Raw genomic sequence first — 23031 nt, 5'->3', positions numbered from 1 at the left:
CCACCTAACAGAGCTGTAGACCCAAACTGAATTTACCCGAATCACAGTCTCTTTTGGGGTGAGCACGTCCAGCATAACGCCCAAGAAAGTTAATCAATTTGCGCGCATTGAGCTTAGTTGCTTTTCGGTCAACGCGCATGATGCCGAGCATCGTATCGCAAAAAGTCACTGTGCAGCACATCGCAGCTTTTCGAGTGGATAGCACTTTGCCGAGTATGCGTTGTGCGCTGTGGCAAATAAAACGCTTCATGAGTGCCGCCGTAATCGCCGCCCAGATTAGCCCGGTTGCTATTGATTCCTTGCCGGTATCAAAGCACCGTAGATTGGCATAGGATTTCCACTCTTTGAATAACAACTCGATTTGCCAGCGAAGCCGGTAAGCCTCACTCACCTCGTCCAGAGAAAACTGCTCTTGAGGAAGGTTGGTTATCAGCCAGGAGAATTTCTTTTCCCGCTTGATCCAACAAGCAACCAATCTTGCGGTGATTGTGTGCTTTCCTTTTTTCCAGGAAACAATTAATTCCGTACGTTGTCGCTTGAACAGCTTGCCTTGCACTGTTTTCAGCGGCTTTCCCTTCACGTGCTTCAGCATTTTTCCATCTTCTCGATAAGCAGCCTCGACGACTGGATTAATGTTGTTCTTACACCGCGCGATATAAAACCCTCCAGTATCCTGCAAGTTCTGAAACCACTCCAGATCGAAGTACCCCCGGTCAAGCAGCAACAAACACCCGGATAGCGTTTGGGGCTCAGGGAGGTAGTCCCGCTCGCTGGCGGTATCGGGGGTCAACGAGATAGAACAGGGCTGATCTGCTAGAAGATCCATGGTCACTTGAAGTTCAACAGCGGCAGGGCTGATGGTTTTGAAACGACCAGGAAACGATTTCTTCAACGAGTCCTTCACAGCAAACGAGCTGCCATCCTGAATCAGAATCTGTTTGAACTGATGAAAAGAGTGGCCTTCTGGAAAAGCCAGAGAGGGTTGCAACCAATCTGTGAGGAGTGATGACAGTACTTCGCGCATAAACTCAGGAAACTCGGGCTTCGAAAATTGATTGTGAAAGGCCCGATAAGAGATATTGCTCTCCGACCACTCGCAGTACCGCCGCTGAATGTCTGCCACACTTTCTATGGTGCTCGAGGCCATCACTGCAACCAGGCATGTGACTAGATTAAAAGGCGTAATTCGTCTCTGCCGCACACAGAAATCTTCTTGTTTAGCGATTTCAGTAATTTTTTCTGGGTTGAGGGAATGGGTGAGTTTTTCAAGAAATGTGGTAAATTTACGCTGATTCATTCTGCTTTAGGGTCGGTAGTGTGTTTGACGACTAACAATCTACCTTATTGCAGGATGAATCCATATTAATATCATCAAGTTACCCTGCTTTTTTGCTTAATGTTCTACCTATGATTATCCACTATGCGTGTTTGCGGTACTCACCCCCTCATAATAATGACTTATACGTCATATAAAGTTGATCGGCTCGATAAAACCACGGGAATACAACAATTTCGATACAACAATGTAGTACAACTGCTACAAAACTCAGCATTACACCTACCGTGTCATGCAAACAAAAGTCCATGCTATTCCCTTGTTGTATGCGTTTGGTCGTGGCAAAGACTGCACATATTTTCAGCTCCAAATCAGATCAAGCGCTATATTGTTTGTATAGCAGTGGACACATCACCCACTTTATTCTCATCTGTCTCAGAGCAACCAAGGGACTTAATCATATGGAAATTCCAGGATATACCATCTCTCGCGAATTGGGCCGCGGTGGCATGGCCACGGTGTATTTGGGAGTACAGGAATCGTTTGGCCGGAAAGTCGCGATAAAGGTTCTGGACGCCAAAGTCGCCCAGGATCAGGAGTTCGCCGAGCGCTTTCTCCGCGAGGCGCGCATTGTCGCTGGGCTGTCGCATCCGCATATTGTGCCCGTCTACGATGTCGGGTTACAGAATGAGCACTATTACATGACCATGGACTATCTCAGTGGCGGAGTGCTCCCGCAATGGATCAAGGCCGGTCTGGAAAAAGCAGAAGTTATTCAGATTTGCCGGGAAATCGCCTCCGCCCTGCAGTTTGCCCATGATAACGGCTATATTCACCGGGATATCAAGCCCGACAACATTATGTTCCGGGGCGACAACTCTGCCGTTTTGACCGATTTTGGCGTCGCTCGTGCGCAAAAAGCCAGCGAAGGTCTGACCCAGGCTGGAACCATCATCGGCACCCCGACCTACATGAGCCCCGAACAAATCAGCGGCGAAGACATCGACAGTCGCGCCGACCTTTACTCACTGGGTGTCGTGTTGTATGAAATGCTGATGAAGGTGCCGCCCTATCAAACCGATGACTTCCTCGCCATGGCACTGAAACACGTTCAGGATCCGATTCCGGAATTCCCCTGGCAACACGCGGAATTTCAGGATATTCTGAATCGCCTGATGGCCAAGGACGCAGAGGATCGCTTTCAAAGTGGTCGCGAATTGATCAAAGCCCTCAAACAACTGGAGCATCCCGCAGACCCCCCACCGGTACCAACACCAGAACAATCTGTTAGACACAATGAATCTGTCGTTACCGAAACTGTTACTGAAGCTAAAACTGTTGCCAAATCCAAAACCGAGGCAAAACCGGATAACATTACTGCCCAAGCACAATCCCCGGACGCAAAAGCTCCTGCAGCAGTGAAACGCAAAGAAGGCTTGTTTTTCAATGAAAAAACAGTCAAAAAACTAGGGATGTTTAAAAGCTATATTTTAGAGTGTGAGATCACATCACCGGACAGCCATCACTTTTCCATCCTGTTTTCACGCTTGACGACCAAGCTTGTTGATTGGCACGATGAGCGGGATAAAAAAAGCAAAGGAATCGAGCTCAACCTCTATATCCCACCTTGGACCTTTCAGAAGGCAAAAGACGCGATTCAAAAGCTGTACCAAAGTGGCGGTACCTATGCATTTTTGCAAAGTGTTGCTATCGAAGTTGTGTTGACTGAATTTGACGGTCAGAAATCGGAGCACTTCTCCCCTTCCAAGGGCTAGGGTCTTATATGGACTCCCGTTTATTGTCAATGAGAACTCTATAAACATGCAGGATGCGCTCTTATATACGGGCTCTAATTGAGGAGCTACCTCTGGCCACTGATGTTTTCGCACCTTCCTGACTATTCTGTTGCGCAGTGTTGAACACTTCAGACCCTATCAGTCTCTGGAAGGTCGGTCTTACCTGTTTATATTTTCGCTCTCTTTGACAAGACTTATGCCGCTATTAATAATTGCGGCTTATACTCTTTGTTTTGCTTTATTAACGCATAAGCTGTCCGTACGTTTTTGTTCGCCAAAGCAATCGCTGCAACTTTTTTACCTCGTCTCGCGACCAAGTCTTTTAGCCATACCTCTTTTGGTGTTCTACAGGGACGTTTCTCAAGACTTCTTATCACCGCCAGTGCCCCTTTAAATAAGTGACTACGTAATTTGTTATGCCCAGATAATCTCGATATCGACCCAATCTTTTCTTTGCCGCCGCTACTATGCTGAACAGGCGTGACGCCAACACAAGCTGATGCCTCTCGTCCATTTTTAAAATGCTCCGGATTACTCAAAACTATCCTCAAAGCGATAGCTCCTACCGGCCCCACACCTTCCAAGGCTTGTAAGCGTTGACAAGTCTCGTCTTGCCTAACTTCACGAAACAGGGTTTTTTCCACGTCCGCAATCTCTTCAATCGTTTTCAAGAAACGCTGCCACAAACAGGATAAAACAGAACGAAATGGTATTGATAAATCATTTTCTGCATCTTCCAGGATTCCGGGTATTGACTGCTTTAACTGACTATCTCCTTGAGGGATAGCATAACCAAGGTCAAGCAGAATGCTGCGGAGCTGGTTGCTCAGACTAACCTTTTGTTTGACCAACAAGTCTCTCATGCATTCCATGCTTTGGAGACATTGCTCTTCTAATGTAACTACACGGCTTAACTTTATGTGAGGCTGCCTTGCTGCCACTGCGATTGCCAGTGCATCATTGGCATCGGTTTTCTGCCCTTGGCGAAAGGCCTTCACACTGCGGGCTGAAATAGATTTCACTGTATGTCCGTTTTCTTTAGCATGCCGCGCAAAGTAATGAGCACCAGAACAAGACTCCATGGCTACAACCGACACTTTTTCTTTCACTAAAAGCTCTTTTAACGCATTGCGGCTCATTGTTTTGTTAAAAAACACCGTACCTAAATAATCGGTTTTACAAACCTGAAAAACATTTTTTGCTAAATCTATGGCAATCACGTTAAGCTTCTTCATTGTATGGGCTCCTGGGTTTTGGTTTAGGCGCTTATAACCTTAATCCCATTGCTGGGAGGGAGTCCATACATCTGTTGACGTTTCATATTTAACCTCTGTTGAGCCTGAAATTCGCTCAATCAAGGAATAAGGAGAGTGGTTTGGTTATTCCAAATGAACGACGAGTGACGCGGAGTGAGCGAATTTCAGGCTCAACCCTTCGGGCCAGCGCTATTTTTTCGCCCCGATGCGTTGCTGCTCGTTGATGTAGAATAACTACACGACACTCGCAGCGCCTGACTGGACAAAAAAATAGCGCTGGCAGAGGCTAAATATGAAACGTCAACAGACCCTAGTACTCAAACACAAGGAACCTGAATTCAACCCCATTAAAAGGAGAAAAAAGTGGCGGAAATCAAATTTAACAAGGCGGAGAAAGCCGCAATTGTGCCCAAAATCCAAATGTATCTGAGCGAAGAACTCAATCTTGAGGTCGGTCAATTCGACGCAGAATTCCTGTTGGATTTTTTCACGGAAGAAATCGGGCCTTATTATTACAACCGGGGACTCGGTGACGCCCAGGCCGTGCTCTCGGAGCGCTTGGAATCAATTGGTGAGGCAATCTACGAACTGGAAAAGCCTGTTTAAGCTTTTCCAGTCCCAGGCGGAACATCAGGCGCTTTTTCGACCGATTAGCGCGGTATAAGCGTTAAAACCCAAAACCTGAGTATGTTTCTTGTCCAGTATATCCAGCCCCTGCTGTTTCATATGCCGGAAATAATCATAAACGGGATGCATTGCAGCCCCCGTTGTCGCCCAAAACAAGGCAATGGCGCTATACCAATAAACGCGCTTCACCGCCCGGGCCATCACGCTGCCTTCCGGCAGAGCAAAATCGCCAACCACGACATAGGCATCCGCTTTGCCCTGGGTGATCAGATGAGCCAGAACTTTGGCCATAAATGTCTCATCAAACACATTTAAAAAGAAATTGGCCACCACCATATCGTACTTACCACGTTCATCAAACGTCATGATATCGCTGTGGACAATGCGAATATTCAACTCTTTACCGGTTTTGGCTATCGCTTCCCGGAATTTGTCCAACATGGCTTCCGATAAATCTACCACCGTGACCTCGGCACCATGCTCAGCGGCATAAATGGCTTCCTTGCCGTGGCCAACACCGGCGAACAGAATTTTATCGCCTTCTTTCAAATACTCCGGTGTTAACATCGAGCACTTGCAGCGATAAATCGCGTTTCCGGCAAACACAAAACTCAGTGCGTCATAAACCGGCCCCATTAACCAATATTTATCTTTCATTGTCTCCCAACCTTTTTTATTGTATACCCGGAACAGCCGCCGGGAATTGTCGCACACAATAACCTTAAACTTTAATTTTTGTTGTGAACCAATCCCCGTTCACTTGTTCTAAACGATACAATCGTGTGAAAAGTAGAACCTGACCGCCATAACCGGTCAGTTCATCTGTTTTAGAAGGATCTCTGGATGCTGAGCCAACAACAAGACACGATCAACTGGCGCGCCTGCGACATCATCCTCTGGGCAATGTTATTGCTCTCAACTTTTCCGGTCCAGGCGAAAACACCCGATCAGGCCCCCGAATTTTCGCTACCGGAACTAAATAGCGAAAAACAGATCAAACTCAGCGATTATCGCGGGCAGGTCGTGCTGGTTGATTTTTGGGCTTCATGGTGCGGTCCCTGTCGAGCATCGTTTCCAGGCTACAATGCACTCCGCAACCGGCTTCAACGCGAGCTGGGTCCCGATCAATTCGAAATTCTTGCCATTAACGTGGACGTTACCGAAGCAGAAGCCAATACCTTTCTGACGAAACAACCCGTTGATTTCAAAGTACTGAGGGAAAGTACCGGAAAATCATCCCGTGACTACAATCTGGTGGGCATGCCGACCTCCTTTCTGATTGATCCCGATGGACAAATTATCATCGCACATCAAGGATATAGCCCTGCCTACCTTGAACTGCTTGAAACTGAAATCAAGCGTCTACTCAACGTCCAAACACCACCTATCCAAAACTAAAAAAACCTATGGCCAGTACTTTCGACCACCTTGTACAACGTGGGCTACTACCCGGTGCCCCGCGATTTCTTGCATCCTGTGTCCAATATGAAGTCGTCATGGGCTCGATCGCCTATGGGGTATCGACGGACCAGTCCGATATGGACGTATACGGCTTCGCTATTCCACCAAAAGAAGATGTATTTCCTCACTTGCGCGGCGAGATTCCGGGGTTTGATCGCTGTGAGCCAACATTTGAGCAGTTTCAGCGTCACCATATTCAAGACCCTTCCGCATTGGGTGGAAAAGGTCGTGAGTATGACATTACCATTTACTCCATCACCAAATATTTCAAACTACTGATGGACAACAATCCCAACATTATCGACAGTTTGTTTGTCCCTCAGCATTGCATATTGCACAGTACCCCGGTAGCGAATCGCATTCGAGAAAAGCGGCAACTGTTTTTACACAAAGGGTGCTGGGCAAAATTCAAGGGTTACGCCTATTCGCAGGTGCACAAGATGGACACCAAGGTACCTGAAGGAAAACGCAAAGCCATAATCGAAGCATACGGTTACGATGTGAAATTCGCCTACCATGTCGTGCGACTGTTGAATGAAGTTGAACAGTTGCTGACCGAGCAGGATCTGGATTTGACTCGGCACAAGGAACAACTCAAGGCCATTCGCCGGGGCGAGTGGACGCTGAACGAAGTGAAAGAGTACTTCAATGCCAAAGAGAAGACCCTTGAACGCCGGTATGAACAATCATCACTTCCGCCGACACCCGATGTGGACAAAATTCGAAATTTGCTTTTGGAATGCCTTGAGCATCACTACGGAAATTTGTCCGCGGTGGTACCCCGCCGGAATGCGGCGGATCAAACGTTGAACGCAATCAAACATCTGGTGGATGACTACATGCTTCAGCAGGGGAAGTAGCGCTTGTTTCTGGCTCTTGCGCAGTCTTCAAAATCTTTCATCCAATTGGTTTACGCTACGGGCTTGCTTCGCACAGAACGAAGCAACCTAATGACACTCAGTGCTATTAGTTTCACCTGCTTCACGGCCCTGAATAGTGGGCTCAAGCAAGGGCGCCATACTCTTCAGCACTTGCACTGGCAAACTGGAGGTGAATTTGAACTGCCCGGAATCCCCACCGATTACGTAGGCGGTTAATGTGCCAAAATAGTTTTCACCGATGTAGAAAACAAAGGTGGCAGTACGGTTCAAAGCCTTTGATTTAATACGCTCACCAAATCGATTGGTGGTCACTAAACGGTTATCCCCTGTACCGGTTTTACCGCCAATCACGATTCGATCATCCTGATCACCACTTATCGCACCATGAATTCTACGCGCCGTACCATCCGCAACCACTTCCGACAATGCATGCCGTAATGCCGATGCCACTTCCGGCCTCATCACTTGCTCTCCGGCGCTGAGATGCCGGGTTAATCTGACCTCATAGGGTGTTTGTGGTGCAAACTGAAGGTCACCAACCCGAAGCGTCGGCATACGCTTGCCATTGTTGATGATGATCCCCATGAGCTCTGCCAATGCCGCTGGACGATCACCGGAACTGCCCAGCGCGGTGCCCAGTGAAGGCACCAGATGGTTGAAGGGGTAACCCAGCCGCTTCCAGCGCTCGTGTAAATCCGAGAAGGCTTCAATTTCGAGGATGATCCGGATACGAGAGTCTCGGGCATTTTTTGCTCTGGAGCGATAGAGCCATTCGTAGACATCGAGCCTTTGCTGGTGACTGGCCAGCTTGGCCGCTTGATAATCGCTTTCCGGGTGTTGGAATAAATACCGTACCAGCCAAAGCTCAAGAGGATGTACACTGGTGATATAGCCCAAATCCTGCAATGAATAGGCTCCCGGCGCGTAATTCAAATACAGTTCCGCCAGTTTCCGGTTGCTCAATCGGCGATGCCCCAATTGTTCATGCATGAATTCCGCGAAAACATCCAGTCGAGCATCGGGTAAAACGGTGCGGTGAACCGCAGCGAGTGTATTTTCTGTTTGCCTGAAACTGGACAGCAAAGTCTCCATTTGCTCGGGTTGTTTCTGGCCCCGGTTGTATTTGTGCCAGAATCGCCTCAGGAAAACACTGCCTTCCCGATCAGCAAACCGCTCCAGGTATTCAAGCCGCCGAGGGTCTTTATCATCCCCTAAAAGCTGGGCATTTTTATCCAGATTCTCATTGATAATGTACTTGATAATGTCCTGCAACATTCTTACGAAAGGCAGGTTGATGGATTCTCGCAGAGATTCGATTACCGTGGGACTTCGACTGTTGTCCCGGGCCAGGAAATTACTGAAGATATGTTCTCCACCCCCGGTGAAAAAGTGCTGCCGTGGATTGGCTGAATAGCTTCGGGTCATCGCAGCAGAAAGCATATTCTCAAGATCCCGGTGCTCTGCCTGGGCCAGGTATGCAACAGCCCATCGTGTCAATGGATCCGAGTCCTGATTCAGAATCAATGGTTTATCCTGCTCAGTTATGCGCGTATGAAGTTCCGCCACAATCTCCAGGTACGTCGCCAATACCCGCAGTTTTGCGGTTGAACCCAGCTCCAGTTTGCTCCCTTCATTGATATCAAATGGCTGATCCGTATTGTCTGTCTGGACCCGAACCCGATTTCCTGCTGCCGTGCGCTCAAACAGGGTAAAACTATACTGAAGATCCTGAGCCTGACCGGGTTTCAACAAACGGTGTCCGAAAAGACCCGCCTCTTGTGCATTTTCCTTTTGATTTAACCCTTTCAAGTAATCAGTAACCTGATACTGAAGCCCTGCGTGCAACGCTGATGCAACGGAAAGATCGAGCCGATCCAGATCATACAAGGAGACATCAAGCGCAGAAGCCACTTTATTCCGAATCAGGGTTTGAGCTTTGCTGATATCCGCAGTGACCTGAATCGGTGTGCGATTGAAATCACGAAACTGTATTTTCTGCTGTAATGCAGCATCCTTTAGTTCACGACTTACCTCACCGGCTTTGAACATTAAACGAACATAACTGGCCACCAGATCTTCCAGCTCGTCACGGCCATTCAGCAGGTACCATGAAGGTCTTCGGTGGGCAATCATCAATGCTAAAACCTGTTTGAGTGCCAGGCCCTGTTCCGCCAGCTGTGCTGGACTGGACGGGTGACTTCGCAATAAACGGTTCACCTGACCGGGATCAGCTGCAAACCAGACCCGTAAGCCATCCAGCACCCCGTGCACTTCACCATGACGGGGTGCTGCAGCCAATGGCACCGTATTCAGATACGATAATACCAAACGTCGGCGCTCTTCCGAGGTATCACCACCTTGTTGATAAATTCGCACTGTTGCGGAAACCAACTGTTGCAGTTTTTCGGTCACGGAAGACGTCAAACCATCCGACGAATGGCGGTATTTCTCGATTTGCGTCGCTAAAGTACTGCCCCCCATACTGGGTACAGAAATACCGAGCAGAGAAACCACTCGATAAAAAGCAGCTTTGCTCAGACGAAGCCAATTGATGGCAGGATTTTCCGTTGGATATTCGTTCGAGAAGAGATTGCGATCCTCAATGAAAAGCAGCGCTTTCCACACTAAAGGCGGAACCTGTGCAAAATCGGCATAGTGCTCACCGGGATAATTAAATTGGTAAAACGCTTCGCCGCGACAGTCTAAAACCGTCAAACCGACCTGATCTTTCTCCTTGTAGGGCGGGTAAAAACCCAGATTGATGTATTCAATGAGGGCGTCACTCATGGACACCTGTCGGCTCGTCGACCACTCAGGCTGCAAACGCGCGAGAAACTCGGGAAGTCGGCTATAACCGAGCCGACGATCAAAAGGTCCTTGTTCAGGGTATTGGATCTGGGTCGATTTACCCGGCTGGAGTTCATAGGTCAGGCGGGCAGCCAGACGTTCAGCTTCCGTCGCCTGGATAGCTGAAGTACGAAATTCGTACGCGCCCAGTATCAACATCGATAAAATGGCTACAACAACAAGCAGGACCAGGATGCGCCAGATTCTTATTTTTTTGAGTTCTTCATAGTCCGGTGGATCCGGAAACAACGTTGAATCAGGACCAAATTCTGGAGAATTAAATCGCAAAGGTCTACCTACCTTGGTCGTTATCGGCTTAGTGAAAGACAGAAAAAATACAGAGTGATCAACGAATTGGGATGATGCTGTCCGAAGCGATGATGAACGACTTCCATCACCGCAAGTATACGTTCGGAATGGGTTTGATTCCAATATTTAACAAAAATCGAAGGGGAAAAAGGGAAACCGGTCCGTTTCCAGAAACCCTGTCGGGCGCAAAGCTCTGGAGTACTTATCGTAATGGTACTTTCAATTTGGAATACATAACAACCTCCTGAGTGATGATTAGGATCTCATTTTGTGGCGAAAGGGATTCAGGAGCTTGACCAATGCTGACATCTCGCTTGATACTTTACGCCATCGAGGAGATTACAAAGATGTCGACCATTCCACTGCAACAACGGGTTGTCCCCGAAACCTACGCCCAACTCCTGTTTGACTACATCGAAGCGCGTAATTTACGGCCCGAGATCGTTCTGGGCGAGCCCTGGCCTGTCGCAACTTCAGAGCGTGCCGGTATCGATATCGATATGTGGCAGCGGATGATGGAACGTGCCGCACTTGAGTTGGATGACCCGCTACTCGGGCTGCACCTTGGGCAAACAGTCTCGGTGCAACATTTAGGCATTGTGGGGGCAATATTACTTGCCAGTAACACTTTCAGCCAGGCACTGGAGCGTTTACGCCGTTACCAGCGATTGATATTTGACGCCACACCAATAAGATTGCACACAGGTGATGGCTGGATGGAAGTGTTATGGGATATTAGCGAATACTTGCCAGGTCAGCTGGTCGAAATGACGGGTTATACTGTGATGGTACAGTTTACTCGAAGCCTGATTCGCGGCACGGTGAATCCAATCGAGGTGAGATTTGCCCACGCTGCAGCGGGTGATCCAAAAGACTTTGAAACATTCTTCGGCTGTCCGGTCGCTTTTGAACGGCCGGATCCGGGCCTTCGCTTCAGTCTGGAATTGTTACAACAGCCTCTCAAAAGCCCGGATCCCGCACTGATAGCGCTTTTGGAGCAACATGCCAACGAGCGCCTGGCCGAGCTGCCGGCACAAGTCGAGATTATTGATCAGGTACGTAGAGCAATCGCCCGTACCCTGCGAGAAGGCGAACCTGGTATCGATAAGATCAGCGCGCAACTCAACTGCTCACCCAGAACCCTGCAACGTCGACTGGGTGATGCAGGATCAAGCTTCAGATATGAACTCAACCTTGTTCGCCATGAATTGGCCGTTTCATATCTGCATAACTCCCGTCTGCAAATTGTGGATATTGCACTGCTCCTAGGCTATTCCGAGCATAGCGCTTTTACCCGCGCATTCAAAGAGTGGACCGGCTGCACACCCCAGCAGGCAAGGCAGGGAGCGGTAATCAAAACGACTCCCTGATTGTCGCCCACAGACTTTTCGTCCGCTTCGTGCATCAACTTTAAGTATCAATCAACGGGTACTGTTTTTTTCAAAAACGAGATCTGATCACGAACCACCCGTTCGAAGGCTTCACCAACATAGATCTCAAAATGACCATCCGCGTATCGTTTGATCTCTTTATTTGGTGTCCGTTGTGCATGCCGGAGCGTTGCCCCGGAAGGGGCCACCGTGTCTGTATCGCACACACAAAACAGGACTGGCGCTTGAATTTTAGGGGTTTTACGACCCGGATAATAACGCACAATATCCAGTGCAAACCGGGCGGTAACATAGTTGGGGGCATTGGTTCCCGTTGAAATAGCCGCGTAACCGTGAACAACATCCGGCGCATTCATCAATGCCAACGTCCCAGGTTGTCCGGCGGTTGTCACCATCAACGGTTCTGCACCAAACAATGCACCGATACGATCTCGTATCGCCAATGCACTCAATTTCAGAGATGTCAGAGGGCTCAACGTCAGGCTCGATGCCAAGCCGTCCGTGAACGGACATTGGGAAATCACTGCGGCAATCCCTCGGTCTTGCGCTGCAGTCGCCAATACATGGCCGCCCCCGAATGATGTGCCCCACAGAATCAAGCGATTCGAATCCACTCGGGACAGGGAGCGAGCAAAGCGTATTGCGGATTTCCAGTCTTCTAACTGCTTCTTGATATCAAGCAGTTGTCGTGGCTCACCCCCGCTCTCACCAAAATGACGATAATCAAAAACCAGGCAGGCATACCCCTCTGCCACAAAGCGCTCGGCAAAAGCATCCAAGCGCATAGCACGAGTTCCACCCAGACCATGGGCCATCACAATAACAGGTGCACGGTGATCACTGTCCGGAATATAAAGGTCTGCTGCGCACCGTTCGCCACCCGATTCAAACTCAACCAGTGTTTTAAAGCTCATAATCTCTGCCTCTGTCGATTTAATGACATCCACTCTATTAAAAACAGGACAGCGAGACTTGACGATCTCCGACAGAGTTCTTGACAGTTTACGCCAAAATCCAGCAAGGATTACCCAACATTATCTTTCTGGATAATCACTCATTAATGCGCTAACAATGAATGGGCGCACTCGACACGCCCTCTGGTATCTTGTTTTGGCCTCAATAATCGAAATGAAAGTCGATATCTTCAAACATCCTACTTCTGGCAGCATCGTAACGAAGTGTCAGGACTTCTTTAAGGTTTTTTAAATTCCGCAACATTACTGCCATTTCAGCCGTGGTTTCGGCTTGCTCACGAATTTCACCTATATAACGCTTCAGGTTACTTTCCCGCTTCTGCTTTGTATTTTCATAAAAGTGATCAAAAACAAATTCATGCAGTGGGGATTTTGTTATTAACGCTTCTCTTTGAAACTCTATATTTTCAAGCTGCTGCTCAAGCAAACGCTGCAGCTTGCCAGCATCCTGATCATCAACAGAAAAATCTCCGGCTACGACATGCTCGGAATACAACTCAACGATAGTAACGATGTCTTCCTGATCTCGAGCATCAAGCAGCTTAGCCATAATTTCTTTTTTAATATCTTTACGCTCTGAATCCGGCTCTTTATCAGGGTGAAGTGCCTGAGCAATTTTTCTGAACATGGTACGTAGCCACTTGGAATCTAATTTTTCCTGATGCTCAAATCGATCGTACATTGACCGAGCGTCATAATCTTCCTGATCACCACCCCCTTCCACCGAATCACTGTTACCCTGACATTTCTCCTTCAAATCATCAAAACCAAACATATCTGGCTGGCAATCTGGTTTTTCTGACGCGTTCTTGTGGAAATTAGTATCCTTTTGCCTCTGCGCTTCAAAAGCCGCCTCGGTAGCTTGCTCCATCACTTGTTCAAATTCGCTTTGCTGCTGCTCAAACTCCTCCATCATCTCTTCAACTGATAGGCCCATATGATTTGCAACAACCTGATTATATTCTTGGCTCAACTTAACAGCCGTTTCAGCATCAACTATTGCAACTTGTTCCAACAGTTCTTTTATCCAGTCCGCAAGCTGGTCACGGTGCCAATTAGCCAAACTCTTGCGGCTAAAAAATACAATCAATCGTTCGAGCAACACAATACGTTTAGGATTCAAAATTTCTTTTTCCACCGGAATAATCCGATCATGAAATGCGCTTATCAATCGATCCAGTTCAAGCTCAAGGCGCTCATTACTTTTGCGTTTGTTCTGAACCAAACGCCACAACTTATTAAGGGCGATTTGTTTTTTATTCGTTTTTTTCGATTGTTGAGAAACTACAATTCCCACAGTTTTCCCCTGTTCTATGAAAGTCTTGATCAATATTCTGAGTACTGTAATGTGAAAAAAGCATTACCATAATATGGACAGATACAGCAACGAGAATGAGCAAAATTGGTACTCATCAAAAAAATCTTAGCATCAAATACTTGCCTGACCTCTCCAAGCAAACAAAGGAATGGACTGCGCATAAACAGCCTCTTTGAAAGGCCGGGCATATAGATTCTGCGCTTCAAGGTCAGCCATCACCGCTGCCAGTCCCCACTGCAGTCGATTAATAAACAAAAAATCCGCAGGCATGCTGGAACTGAATCTATTTTTGTTTTCCCACAACATATAATCGTTGGTGCGCGAGTTATGGGCATGAGTAAAGGTAAACGGCTCATCTGTCAGAAACGGACCATAAACATGATTCATCATTTCCCAATGAAAATCGTGATCAAATTTATCCAGCTTGCCAATCAGACCCAAGGCATCTGTTGCCTGAAGATTCTCATCCTTGCGTTGCTCCAGAATGGTTTTCGCCATCGCCTTCCAGCGGGAGATAAAATCAATCTCGAATTTTTTAACACAGCCAAAGTCGAGGAACGTGACCGTGCCATCGGTGTGAAACAAGTAGTTACCCGGATGGGGGTCACCATTGAAATAACAATGCCTGAAGATCGCGTTCATCGTATGGTTAAAGATATTCAAACCCGCACGATTGCGCGCCTCCTGAGTGGCTGAGGCACAAAATACCTGAAAGCTCTGCGCGTCCACAAACTCGGTGGTGAGTACGCGCTTGCCGGAGTGGCTCAACAAAACATTGGGGACATGTTCACCGTTTTCATAAACCTACTTAAACCTACTCAAGGTTTAAACAAGCCTATCCCTACAGCGCAGGGTGCGCGGAAAGCAGGGTAGAGCTTTCCTGAACCAAGTCGGGACTCATGCCCGGTCTACCATCAAGGCGAGCCTCGACGGAGTAACTAACCCGATTCACACGACGAAAGTGACGCCAACCGCTCAGAAAATCTAATGATTTTTCGAGTGGTCGGTACCAACGCTGAAGTTTATTGTAATACTGATAATCCCCGAGCGCCATCCTTACAGGCGGATGCTCGGTCTTAACGGTACCCTTCGCGTTAATACCAATGAGTTGTTTTGGCGGCTTTTCTTTAAAGCCATAATGCCGACGACCAATCACTAACGCGGCAGCATGGTGATCTGAGAAACCGTGTCGATCGCGATATTTCATCCGCCCCAGTAATGAAGTATAAGCCGGATTGACGTGATAAAGGCGTATGCCGCGTTTAATGCTTTGCGTTTCAATCAAGGCCTTGATCTTACCGTAAGCAAAGGCGTTTAACATCCGGGCATACTGAGGGTGATCCTGCTTTTGGTATTGCCGTTTCTTTTGCTGAAAATCCAGCTTTTCAATCACCACCGCTTTGCCTTGCTGTGCGGCAAAGTCCATCAGGTCTCGTACGGCATCCCCAATAATGGCTGCCCGTTGAGCATCATTCTTATAGTGTAGCGGTAAGTCAAACGTTCGGTGTTGCAGTGGGTTACCGTTTCGATCCAGCTCGACGACCGCTAAGTGGTCCGGGTTGACATCTACACCGATGACACCTTGGTCATCATCGATCCACTCTGCTTGCTCTGTTGGTCCTGCCACTTCCACGCTAACGAGTAACCGCCAACCTTTTTTGTCTCGCTTAAATCGAAAACTCAGGGGTTGCCCTTTGATTGATTTATCGTGTTTTTTAACCTGATTCTGCCAAACGGCTTGGGCAATAGCCGCCTTACCATGCTTGAATTGCAGGTGATCAATGTTAATGGTCGTGCCGAACGTGGCGCGTAATTGATGGGGCACCAGGAGTTTTAGCTGGTAAGCATCGTCTTGCTCACTGGGCGATAGCTGGGCATTTTGACAGCCCCAGGATTCATCATGAGAACCCACTAATAGAAATTCGCGGTGTCGTGCTTCGTGCCAGCGTTGTTTCCAGCCTTCAATGGCCGAACCCGTTTCTAACGCTTGACGCTCTTTCAGCAGCTTTCGACCACCAAAACAAATCGGTGTTTTGTTTTCCTGTTTTTCGGCCACCAAGGCGGTCTGCTTTTGCTGCCAACGACGCAGTTTCACTTCCTTCTGTCGTAACCTGTTGCGAAGTTGTTTCGCCTGTTGCGGGCAGCCTTTCTCTGCAACATGATCACAGCGCTTCTCTAGCTTGTTGAGCGTTTTCTCCAGCTGTTTGATTTTAACGTCCAGCGTCACCAGTCGGTTGTTTCGATTGGTTTGGTAAGACTGGATTAAGCCTTTAATGCTTTGCTGGACGCCTTGAAACACCCGATAGCTGAACGGCATCCCCATTTCATGCATAAACTGGGTACGATTCAATTGCTGGGCTTTAGGCTTTTGTAAGTTAGCAAACCAATGAAACTTCACTTGATTCCACAGCTCGGCATATTGACACAATGCCGCATCCTGCTCATGAATCAAATCAAGCCGGGTTTCAAAGGTGAGTGTTTTGGTTGGCGTATCCACTAGGCGATGGCTCGTTGATTTTTACGACGATGGCCACCAGGCGTACGAAAATCTGAGAAAAATCGTGATTCTTTTTCCCAGCGACGAAGGGTGGAAACGGCCACACCCAGCAGAAAAGCGGCAGCGCCTATCGATAGAAATTCAGCCATGATCATCACCTCCATCCATGAGAAAACGACACTGTACAAGCTACTGTATATGAGTAGGTTTAGTCAAGTATTTCGTTAACTGTTAAAGCCCCAATCTTAGGCTGGAGCAAGCGACTCGTTGAACAGGATTTTATTACAAAACGGGTCAATAACCGTAAATGTCCGGCAGCCCCAGGGGGCTTGTTCGATTTCCGGCTTGTTGTACTTGTAAGGCTTTGCGGTTATATCCTGATATAACGGATCCAGATCACTGACATTGACGAACAACTTACCACCCGGGGTGCAATCTCCCGAGTGTTCACTTAAATGCAAAACCAGATTATCTCTGGATACTTGCATATAAAGCGGTGTATCAGGCGCAAAGCGATGCTCCCAATCCACCGTCATGCCCAGAAAATCCAGGTAAAAAGCTTTTGCCTTTTGCTCATCAAATATCCTGAATATCGGGATTGCTTGAAACGCCATCTCTGCCTCCTCTTCATTTTCCGAACGGGATACGCTGTCTTTCGATCATTTGCGTTTATCGTATTCCGGCTTGACACTACGGGTGGGGAACAATAATTCCAGGGAGGTTGAAAAGCTGTTGTCACCCACAATATGGGCATGATAACGGCGCAATTCACGGGGCTCCCGCACACCACAACTATGGGCAATCACACCGACTTCATGCACCATTTTCTGGGCATACTGGGCAACACGTTCCGCTTTATTGGTTGGATCAAGACCATTCTGTAAATCCGGATCATGGGTCGTAATTCCGGTCGGGCAGGTGTTCTTGTTACATTGCAAAGCCTGAATGCACCCGAGGGAAAACATGAAACCACGCGCAGATACAATCGCATCTGCACCGGTACATAATGCCCAAGCGACGCTTGCCGGTGTGATCAGCTTCCCGGAGCAGATCACTTTGATGCGATCCCGCAGGCCGTATTCGATCAGCTTGTCGACGACCAAAGGTAAGCTCTCTTTGATCGGCAGGCCAACATAGTCGATTAGACTCTGAGGCGCTGCCCCGGTGCCACCATCCGCACTGTCGATGGTGATAAAATCCGGAGCGAATTCCAGGCCCCGCTCATGAATAGACTTCAGCATGGTTTCCAGAAAGCCGTACGCACCCAGTACGAACTTGAATCCGGTTGGCTTGCCGGTGATTTCCCGTACTCGATGAACCATATTCAGCAAATCATCAACGGATTTGATTTCCGGGTGGCCATTCGGGCTGATGGAAGCATGTCCGACCGGTATACCCCGGATATCGGCGATCTCCTGGGTCACTTTCGCCGCCGGCAATATGCCACCCTTACCCGGTTTGGCGCCCTGACTGAGTTTTATCTCAAACATTTTCACGGCTTCATGGGCGGCAACACTGCGCAGTCGCGATTCGCTCAATTGGCCTTGATCATCCCTAACCCCGTATTTCGCAGTACCAATCTGAAAGACGATATCGGCCCCACCTTCCAGATGAAATGGAGAAAGCCCGCCTTCACCAGTGTTCATCCAGATACCCGCCTTGGCCGCACCTTGAGACAACGCCTGCACTGCCGGTTTGGAGATCGCGCCGTAACTCATACCCGATATATTGAAAAATGAACTGGTGGTATACGGCTGCCTGGCCTGACCTTCGCCAAACGTAATCGCGCTGGGTGGTACAGCATCCGCCTCCAACGTCGGAAAGGGGCAGTTGAGAAACAGGATTTCACCGGCGGCTGAAATATTCCGCGTCGAACCAAAGGCAACGGTGTTATCAACGTTCTTGGCCGAGCGGTAAACCCAGGAACGATCTGCGCGATTGAAGGGCAATTCTTCTCGGTCCATCGCGAAAAAATACTGGCGGAAGAACTCACCCAGATGCTCAAAAAAATAACGGAAGCGACCAATAACCGGAAAATTTCGTCGTATTGCCTGCTTTTTCTGGCGAATGTCACTGATATACGCCCAGATTAACCAGACAATCGCCGCCAGGAATATAAATACAAATATAAACGTGGCCAATTCAATAATCGACAATGCTAAAGATTGGAGTGTCTCGGTCATGAGCCAGGTCTCTCAAAAACGTGACGAAAGCTGAAAGCATCAGCCCTGTCGCCCTGATGCTGGAGTTGCGTCAATCGATCTTTGGCTTCCTGCAATGGGGGTTCATAATTCTCGGGAATCCACCACAAGACCAGATTGGCCAGAGGCAGTTTTTCAAACCACTGTGACTTTTGTTGCAAAAACTGGAGATGCTCGGTTGTATACACAAACTGCTTCAAAGCATCCACAGAATCCCACACTGAAAGATTGACGATGATATTGGGGTCAGTATAGATACTGAAATCCGTAGCAGCACCCGATTCATCCTGTAAACGCCAGATAAAACCATCACTCTGCTCAGCCAAACGATTAATTCGTTCCAGATTATCAACAAACGGTTTCATCAAGGGATCATCAAGTGGTGCTTTGCATTTAGCAATATTAAATTGGGCGAGGTGCACAAAAAATCTCCATTGTGAGAGGATGTTTTCACACTATCCTGTTAAGTGGCGCGAAGTATTGTAACGTTCGATCTTCATTCCGGGTCCGGTTGGGGCTATCATACGATAATGACAATAGCCCATAATATTCGATTATCGTCGCACTTTTAGCCGTGCTGGAACGCGACCCTGAAACCTGATTGATATTGCCCATGAATTCAGCGCTCACAACTGCTAACATACGAGACATTCTCACCCGGGGAAACTGGTTTTCAGGGCTGAATGATCATCTTCAACAGCAGCTGTTCAAATTGGGCAAGCAGATCAAACTGCAAAGCGGAGAGCGATTGTTTTCCCGGGGTGACCAGCCCTGTGGTCTATATGCGGTATTATCCGGAAACATCCGGATAACCGGCACTGGTATAAATGGCAAAGAGGCCATATTAACCTTGGTAGAAGCGCCCCAATGGTTCGGCGAAATAGCCTTGTTTGACAACCAGGCGCGCACCCACGATGCCATGGCTGAAAGCAGCTGCCTGCTGTGGAATATTCCCCAGAATAAATTAACAGATTTATTGTATCAACATCCTGAATATTGGCAGGATTTCGGCAAGCTCCTTACCCATAAACTTCGTCTGGCGTTTCAACTCATTGAGGACGTCGCGCTGCTTCCTGCTCTCCCACGACTGGCCCGGCGCTTGTTAATAATGGGCGAAGAGAGCGATCCGGGCAATATATGCCTGTCCATCCCGCAGGAAGTATTGGGATCCATGCTTGGCATATCCAGGCAAACGACCAATCAAATTCTCAAGGAACTTGAACAAAAGGGCATTATTCGTCTGGCCCGCTCCCAGATCGAGATTCTCGATCCCGCCCGACTGCAACAGATCGCAGGCAATATGCTTTCAGCCTAGCCCGTTATTTGCGACGATGAATTAGTGCTCAAAATGTGTCACCTTAGCGACAGACGCCCCGGCGCAATTTAGCTAAAGTCACAAATCTGATTAACTCGTGCAACCTGTTCTGAAAACGGCGATCCTAAACCGGTATGGGTGCATAACTTAGGAGAACAAAAAAGTGAAGTCACTCACTCAACACCTCACTCAATATGCAGCTTATCACCGCGATAAACGGAATATCGCAACCCATTTCATCGGTATTCCAATGATCGTATTCGCGGTGATGATACTCCTCTCCCGTCCAGGGTTTGACCTTGCCGGTGCGTTGATATCACCCGCATTGCTGGTCGCATTCGCATCAATTTATTTTTACTTAAAGCTGGATACCCGGTTTGGTGTCGTAATGGGCCTGTTGTTCACCATCGGTCTCTGGTCTGCAGCGCCAATCGCCCAAGCATCAACCAGTACCTGGCTGGGCTGGGGCATCGGGCTGTTCTTTATCGGCTGGGTCATCCAGTTTATTGGTCATTACTACGAGGGCCGCAAACCTGCCTTTGTTGATGACCTGGTCGGCCTGATTGTGGGTCCACTTTTCGTGGTCGCTGAACTCGGGTTCATGCTCGGCATGCGAAATGAGGTCCGCCGGGAAATCGAGCAGGAAGTAGGCCCCACCATCCTTAGAGACATGAACGCAAAAACGCCTTCATAATCTGGGAACCCAGGCACAAAAACGAACATAATTTGGGCAAAAATAACGATCTTGCCCCAAATTGTGTTTGTCAACGTGACAGGTGATCATGTCAATTAGGATAAAGACTAATGTGTTACGTTTCGTTACAATGGCAATCACTCAAAATTCTAAACCTTAAAGCCATTTTAATGACGGAGCAGTACCATGGAAATCAATGTTGCTCATCCTTATCCTGTCAGTGCGGATAATTTGTTCAACTTTCTGTTCAACGAGCAGAACATTATCCGCAAGCATGAAACATTAGGTGTTAAAAATCTGCGGGTAAATCAGTGTGACTGGAGCGAGAGCGAAGGCACCATCCAACTCACAAAAGATGTGCAGCCACGGGGTGATATGCCCAGTGTCCTGCAAAAATTGCAACCGGGTACCACCACCATGAAGCAGGTGGAAAACTGGCGCAAGAACAGCGATGGTGAATTTTGTTGCGATTATCAGGTAGAACTGATTGGCGTACCGGCCAATTTGAAAGGCACCATGGTCATCAAGCCGGATGGCGAAGCCTCCGTCATCCATGTTTCCCTGGGCATTCAGTGCAAGGTGCCACTTATCGGGAAAACCATCGCGCAGTTCATTGCCAAAGACTCTCAAATCCAAATGGAATCCGAGTACGAAGTCAATCAGAGTCTGATCCTGGCAAACTAAGTCCGGGATTGAGCTATCCGGTTAAATTGGGCCGGTTAACTCAGGCCAGGCAAAATCTGCCTGGCCCGTCTGGCTTCCTGCTACCGAACGAGACCTCCTGCTACTGAACCGGGCTGCTTGCATTCAGATTGGCCGCGTCAATCAAGCGCAGGTTTTCTCTCTTCAAGCGCGCAATTTCCTGTTCCTGTGTTGTTCGGGAACGCTCCAGCTGAGCCATTGATTGCCGCAATTGATCCAATTCCACTTGCAACGAACTCAATTTCACCGCATTGCTGCCTTGCTCGGTTTTCAAGCGTTCCAGTTTTTCCTGTTCCGCACTCAACGCCAGCTTTTTCTCGGTTAGTTCATTCTCGACACTTTGATACAGGCTTTGTAACTTGGCCCGGTCCAGTTTCTCCTGTGCCAATGCCTGGTTGACGCTCTTCTGTGACTGCTGTTCAGTGAGAACCGCCGCTTGTGCCCCCTCCAATTCAGCCTGCAACTGCGCGTACTTGGTCATCCATCGGTTACGATCTTCTGTGAGCACCGATCGTTGTTTTTGCGCCTCTGACAACAATGTCTCAACGTCTTTGCGTTTCTGTTCCGCGGTCTTGAATTTCGCATCCGCCCCCAGCAGCAAACCACTTAGGGACTCCAATCTGCTTTCAAGGGTAACCAGCTCATCTTCTGCAGACTGCTTATTTACCGCCAACCGGCCCAACTCCTCCCGTAAACGATCTTTATCACCCATCAACCTTTTCATATCCCGGTCCAGCTCACTAAGTCGCTTATCCGCCTGTTCCAGACGGGTCTGGAGTTGCTGTTTTTCATCCCGGGTCTGCATCAGTTGCTGTTTCGCTGAATCAAGTTGATTACGGGTTTCCGATAACCGGGATTCACTACCCTGCAGCTGATCCTCGATCAGCGTTTTACTGGTGCCCAATTCATCAAGTGACTCAGTCAGTCGGTCAATATTCCGCACTGCCCCCTGTAGCTGTGCATAATAGGTATCCTGAGAGGCCTGATAATCATAGGCCAGATACCCCATACCAATGGCCGCCAACAGCAAAAAAGGAACCACCACCATCAAGCGCATACGTCGCGCACTCAATTGCCGGCTTTTCTCCTCCATAAAGCGCTGCAAAGCACGTTGATAATCCTGTTCCCGCCGCACCAGATCCTGATCCTTGGTGCGGAACTCGGCTTCACGTTCAGCAACTTCCCGAGCCTTGTCCTCCAATTGACACTGGGTTTCCTTTTGGCGTTCCTCATGACGCTTAAACTGGGAGATTTGTCGGGATAGGCGGTCTTCCTGTAATTTCAATTCGCGCTGCTTACGATCCAGTTGGCGCTGATCAGGTTGGGAAAATGCCATTCATTCGACTCCGGCTAAAGAATTATGGGTCATTGTTCACAGTTTAGCTCATAGTCGTCTTTTTGAATGTTGAAGTTATTGAGGAGACCATAACGGCATATTTCAGAGTTTCAGACCACATTCGATGACCCTCTCACAAACTAAAAAAAC

General features: G+C 48.3%; 19 protein-coding genes and 2 pseudogenes. 8 read left to right on the top strand and 13 right to left on the bottom strand.

The features are described 5' to 3' along the window. Positions 1-4: 4 nt before the first annotated feature. The gene (locus OLMES_RS00700) at positions 5-1297 is read right to left on the bottom strand and encodes an IS4 family transposase (protein ID WP_087459477.1); all 1293 of its coding nucleotides are present in this window, start codon (positions 1295-1297) and stop codon (positions 5-7) included. Between the two features lie 440 nt (positions 1298-1737). On the opposite strand from OLMES_RS00700, the gene OLMES_RS00695 reads away from it, so the two are divergent. After that, complete coding sequence (locus tag OLMES_RS00695; RefSeq protein ID WP_157678083.1) at positions 1738-3051, top strand: serine/threonine protein kinase; 1314 nt, start codon at positions 1738-1740, stop codon at positions 3049-3051. 215 nt (positions 3052-3266) lie between these two features. On the opposite strand, the gene OLMES_RS00690 is transcribed toward OLMES_RS00695, so the two are convergent. Then, the gene (locus OLMES_RS00690; protein ID WP_087459475.1) at positions 3267-4307 is read right to left on the bottom strand and encodes an IS110 family RNA-guided transposase; all 1041 of its coding nucleotides are present in this window, start codon (positions 4305-4307) and stop codon (positions 3267-3269) included. Positions 4308-4691: 384 nt separating this feature from the next. Between OLMES_RS00690 and OLMES_RS00685 the strand changes: the two genes are divergently transcribed. Beyond that, positions 4692-4934 (top strand): DUF2164 domain-containing protein, encoded by a 243-nt coding sequence (locus tag OLMES_RS00685; RefSeq protein ID WP_087459474.1) that lies wholly within the window; start codon positions 4692-4694, stop codon positions 4932-4934. Between the two features lie 24 nt (positions 4935-4958). Here OLMES_RS00685 and OLMES_RS00680 read toward each other — a convergent pair whose 3' ends face one another. After that, positions 4959-5612: a class I SAM-dependent methyltransferase gene (locus OLMES_RS00680; protein WP_087459473.1), complete on the bottom strand. Its 654-nt coding sequence runs from the start codon at positions 5610-5612 to the stop codon at positions 4959-4961. Positions 5613-5798: 186 nt separating this feature from the next. Here OLMES_RS00680 and OLMES_RS00675 point away from each other — a divergent pair, with 186 nt between their 5' ends. Both OLMES_RS00675 and OLMES_RS00670 read left to right on the top strand, forming a co-directional pair. Continuing rightward, positions 5799-6353, top strand: coding sequence for a TlpA family protein disulfide reductase (locus OLMES_RS00675; protein WP_087459472.1), 555 nt, complete (start codon positions 5799-5801; stop codon positions 6351-6353). Positions 6354-6361: 8 nt separating this feature from the next. Next, positions 6362-7276 (top strand): nucleotidyltransferase domain-containing protein, encoded by a 915-nt coding sequence (locus tag OLMES_RS00670; RefSeq protein ID WP_087459471.1) that lies wholly within the window; start codon positions 6362-6364, stop codon positions 7274-7276. Between the two features lie 87 nt (positions 7277-7363). On the opposite strand, the gene OLMES_RS00665 is transcribed toward OLMES_RS00670, so the two are convergent. After that, positions 7364-10432 (bottom strand): transglycosylase domain-containing protein, encoded by a 3069-nt coding sequence (locus tag OLMES_RS00665; RefSeq protein ID WP_232465232.1) that lies wholly within the window; start codon positions 10430-10432, stop codon positions 7364-7366. Between the two features lie 320 nt (positions 10433-10752). Between OLMES_RS00665 and OLMES_RS00655 the strand changes: the two genes are divergently transcribed. Beyond that, the gene (locus OLMES_RS00655) at positions 10753-11823 is read left to right on the top strand and encodes an AraC family transcriptional regulator (RefSeq protein ID WP_198343168.1); all 1071 of its coding nucleotides are present in this window, start codon (positions 10753-10755) and stop codon (positions 11821-11823) included. Between the two features lie 47 nt (positions 11824-11870). Here the strand turns inward: OLMES_RS00655 and OLMES_RS00650 are convergent, their stop codons facing one another. From OLMES_RS00650 to OLMES_RS00615, 8 genes and pseudogenes are all read right to left on the bottom strand, one after another. After that, positions 11871-12758, bottom strand: a complete 888-nt coding sequence (locus OLMES_RS00650) for an alpha/beta hydrolase (RefSeq protein ID WP_087459469.1) — start codon at positions 12756-12758, stop codon at positions 11871-11873. A gap of 202 nt (positions 12759-12960) precedes the next feature. Then, on the bottom strand, positions 12961-14115 hold the full coding sequence (locus tag OLMES_RS00645; RefSeq protein WP_087459468.1) for a hypothetical protein: 1155 nt from the start codon (positions 14113-14115) through the stop codon (positions 12961-12963). Between the two features lie 132 nt (positions 14116-14247). Further along, a pseudogene (locus OLMES_RS00640) lies at positions 14248-14910 on the bottom strand (AarF/UbiB family protein); the annotation flags it as partial. A 67-nt stretch (positions 14911-14977) separates the two neighbouring features. Beyond that, positions 14978-16633 carry an IS200/IS605 family accessory protein TnpB-related protein gene (locus OLMES_RS00635; protein ID WP_087459466.1) on the bottom strand — a complete coding sequence of 552 codons (1656 nt, stop codon included), beginning with the start codon at positions 16631-16633 and terminating at the stop codon, positions 14978-14980. Next, positions 16633-16782 (bottom strand): MerR family DNA-binding transcriptional regulator, encoded by a 150-nt coding sequence (locus tag OLMES_RS00630; protein WP_157678082.1) that lies wholly within the window; start codon positions 16780-16782, stop codon positions 16633-16635. Before OLMES_RS00630 ends, OLMES_RS00635 begins: the two co-directional genes overlap by 1 nt. A 96-nt stretch (positions 16783-16878) precedes the next feature. Continuing rightward, positions 16879-17250 (bottom strand): annotated as a pseudogene (locus tag OLMES_RS00625) (glyoxalase superfamily protein); the annotation flags it as partial. Positions 17251-17292: 42 nt separating this feature from the next. Further along, positions 17293-18816, bottom strand: a complete 1524-nt coding sequence (locus OLMES_RS00620; RefSeq protein WP_087459463.1) for an FMN-binding glutamate synthase family protein — start codon at positions 18814-18816, stop codon at positions 17293-17295. Further along, positions 18813-19256: a DUF3291 domain-containing protein gene (locus OLMES_RS00615; protein WP_087459462.1), complete on the bottom strand. Its 444-nt coding sequence runs from the start codon at positions 19254-19256 to the stop codon at positions 18813-18815. The genes OLMES_RS00620 and OLMES_RS00615 overlap by 4 nt, the downstream gene beginning before the upstream one ends. 191 nt (positions 19257-19447) lie before the next feature. On the opposite strand from OLMES_RS00615, the gene OLMES_RS00610 reads away from it, so the two are divergent. The 3 genes from OLMES_RS00610 (at position 19448) to OLMES_RS00600 (ending at position 21527) form a co-directional block, all read left to right on the top strand. Next, the gene (locus OLMES_RS00610; RefSeq protein ID WP_087459461.1) at positions 19448-20149 is read left to right on the top strand and encodes a Crp/Fnr family transcriptional regulator; all 702 of its coding nucleotides are present in this window, start codon (positions 19448-19450) and stop codon (positions 20147-20149) included. A gap of 163 nt (positions 20150-20312) precedes the next feature. Beyond that, positions 20313-20843, top strand: coding sequence for an Mpo1 family 2-hydroxy fatty acid dioxygenase (locus tag OLMES_RS00605; protein ID WP_087459460.1), 531 nt, complete (start codon positions 20313-20315; stop codon positions 20841-20843). A gap of 186 nt (positions 20844-21029) precedes the next feature. Continuing rightward, positions 21030-21527, top strand: coding sequence for a DUF2505 domain-containing protein (locus OLMES_RS00600; RefSeq protein ID WP_087459459.1), 498 nt, complete (start codon positions 21030-21032; stop codon positions 21525-21527). A 100-nt stretch (positions 21528-21627) separates the two neighbouring features. Here the strand turns inward: OLMES_RS00600 and OLMES_RS00595 are convergent, their stop codons facing one another. Then, positions 21628-22881, bottom strand: a complete 1254-nt coding sequence (locus tag OLMES_RS00595; RefSeq protein WP_087459458.1) for a hypothetical protein — start codon at positions 22879-22881, stop codon at positions 21628-21630. Between the last annotated feature and the right edge of the window lie 150 nt (positions 22882-23031).

This window comes from Oleiphilus messinensis, assembly GCF_002162375.1.
Classification (GTDB): Bacteria; Pseudomonadota; Gammaproteobacteria; order Pseudomonadales; family Oleiphilaceae; genus Oleiphilus; species Oleiphilus messinensis.
This window is presented reverse-complemented; position numbering and strand designations above follow the sequence as displayed.

Bases quoted from the DNA above. Each gene is read 5' to 3' on its own strand.
- OLMES_RS00650 (WP_087459469.1), bottom strand. From the start codon at position 12,758: ATGAGCTTTAAAACACTGGTTGAGTTTGAATCGGGTGGCGAACGGTGC.
- OLMES_RS00675 (WP_087459472.1), top strand. From the start codon at position 5,799: ATGCTGAGCCAACAACAAGACACGATCAACTGGCGCGCCTGCGACATC.
- OLMES_RS00610 (WP_087459461.1), top strand. From the start codon at position 19,448: ATGAATTCAGCGCTCACAACTGCTAACATACGAGACATTCTCACCCGG.
- OLMES_RS00670 (WP_087459471.1), top strand. From the start codon at position 6,362: ATGGCCAGTACTTTCGACCACCTTGTACAACGTGGGCTACTACCCGGT.
- OLMES_RS00695 (WP_157678083.1), top strand. From the start codon at position 1,738: ATGGAAATTCCAGGATATACCATCTCTCGCGAATTGGGCCGCGGTGGC.
- OLMES_RS00595 (WP_087459458.1), bottom strand. From the start codon at position 22,881: ATGGCATTTTCCCAACCTGATCAGCGCCAACTGGATCGTAAGCAGCGC.
- OLMES_RS00620 (WP_087459463.1), bottom strand. From the start codon at position 18,816: ATGACCGAGACACTCCAATCTTTAGCATTGTCGATTATTGAATTGGCC.
- OLMES_RS00690 (WP_087459475.1), bottom strand. From the start codon at position 4,307: ATGAAGAAGCTTAACGTGATTGCCATAGATTTAGCAAAAAATGTTTTT.
- OLMES_RS00600 (WP_087459459.1), top strand. From the start codon at position 21,030: ATGGAAATCAATGTTGCTCATCCTTATCCTGTCAGTGCGGATAATTTG.
- OLMES_RS00700 (WP_087459477.1), bottom strand. From the start codon at position 1,297: ATGAATCAGCGTAAATTTACCACATTTCTTGAAAAACTCACCCATTCC.
- OLMES_RS00630 (WP_157678082.1), bottom strand. From the start codon at position 16,782: ATGGCTGAATTTCTATCGATAGGCGCTGCCGCTTTTCTGCTGGGTGTG.
- OLMES_RS00655 (WP_198343168.1), top strand. From the start codon at position 10,753: ATGCTGACATCTCGCTTGATACTTTACGCCATCGAGGAGATTACAAAG.
- OLMES_RS00680 (WP_087459473.1), bottom strand. From the start codon at position 5,612: ATGAAAGATAAATATTGGTTAATGGGGCCGGTTTATGACGCACTGAGT.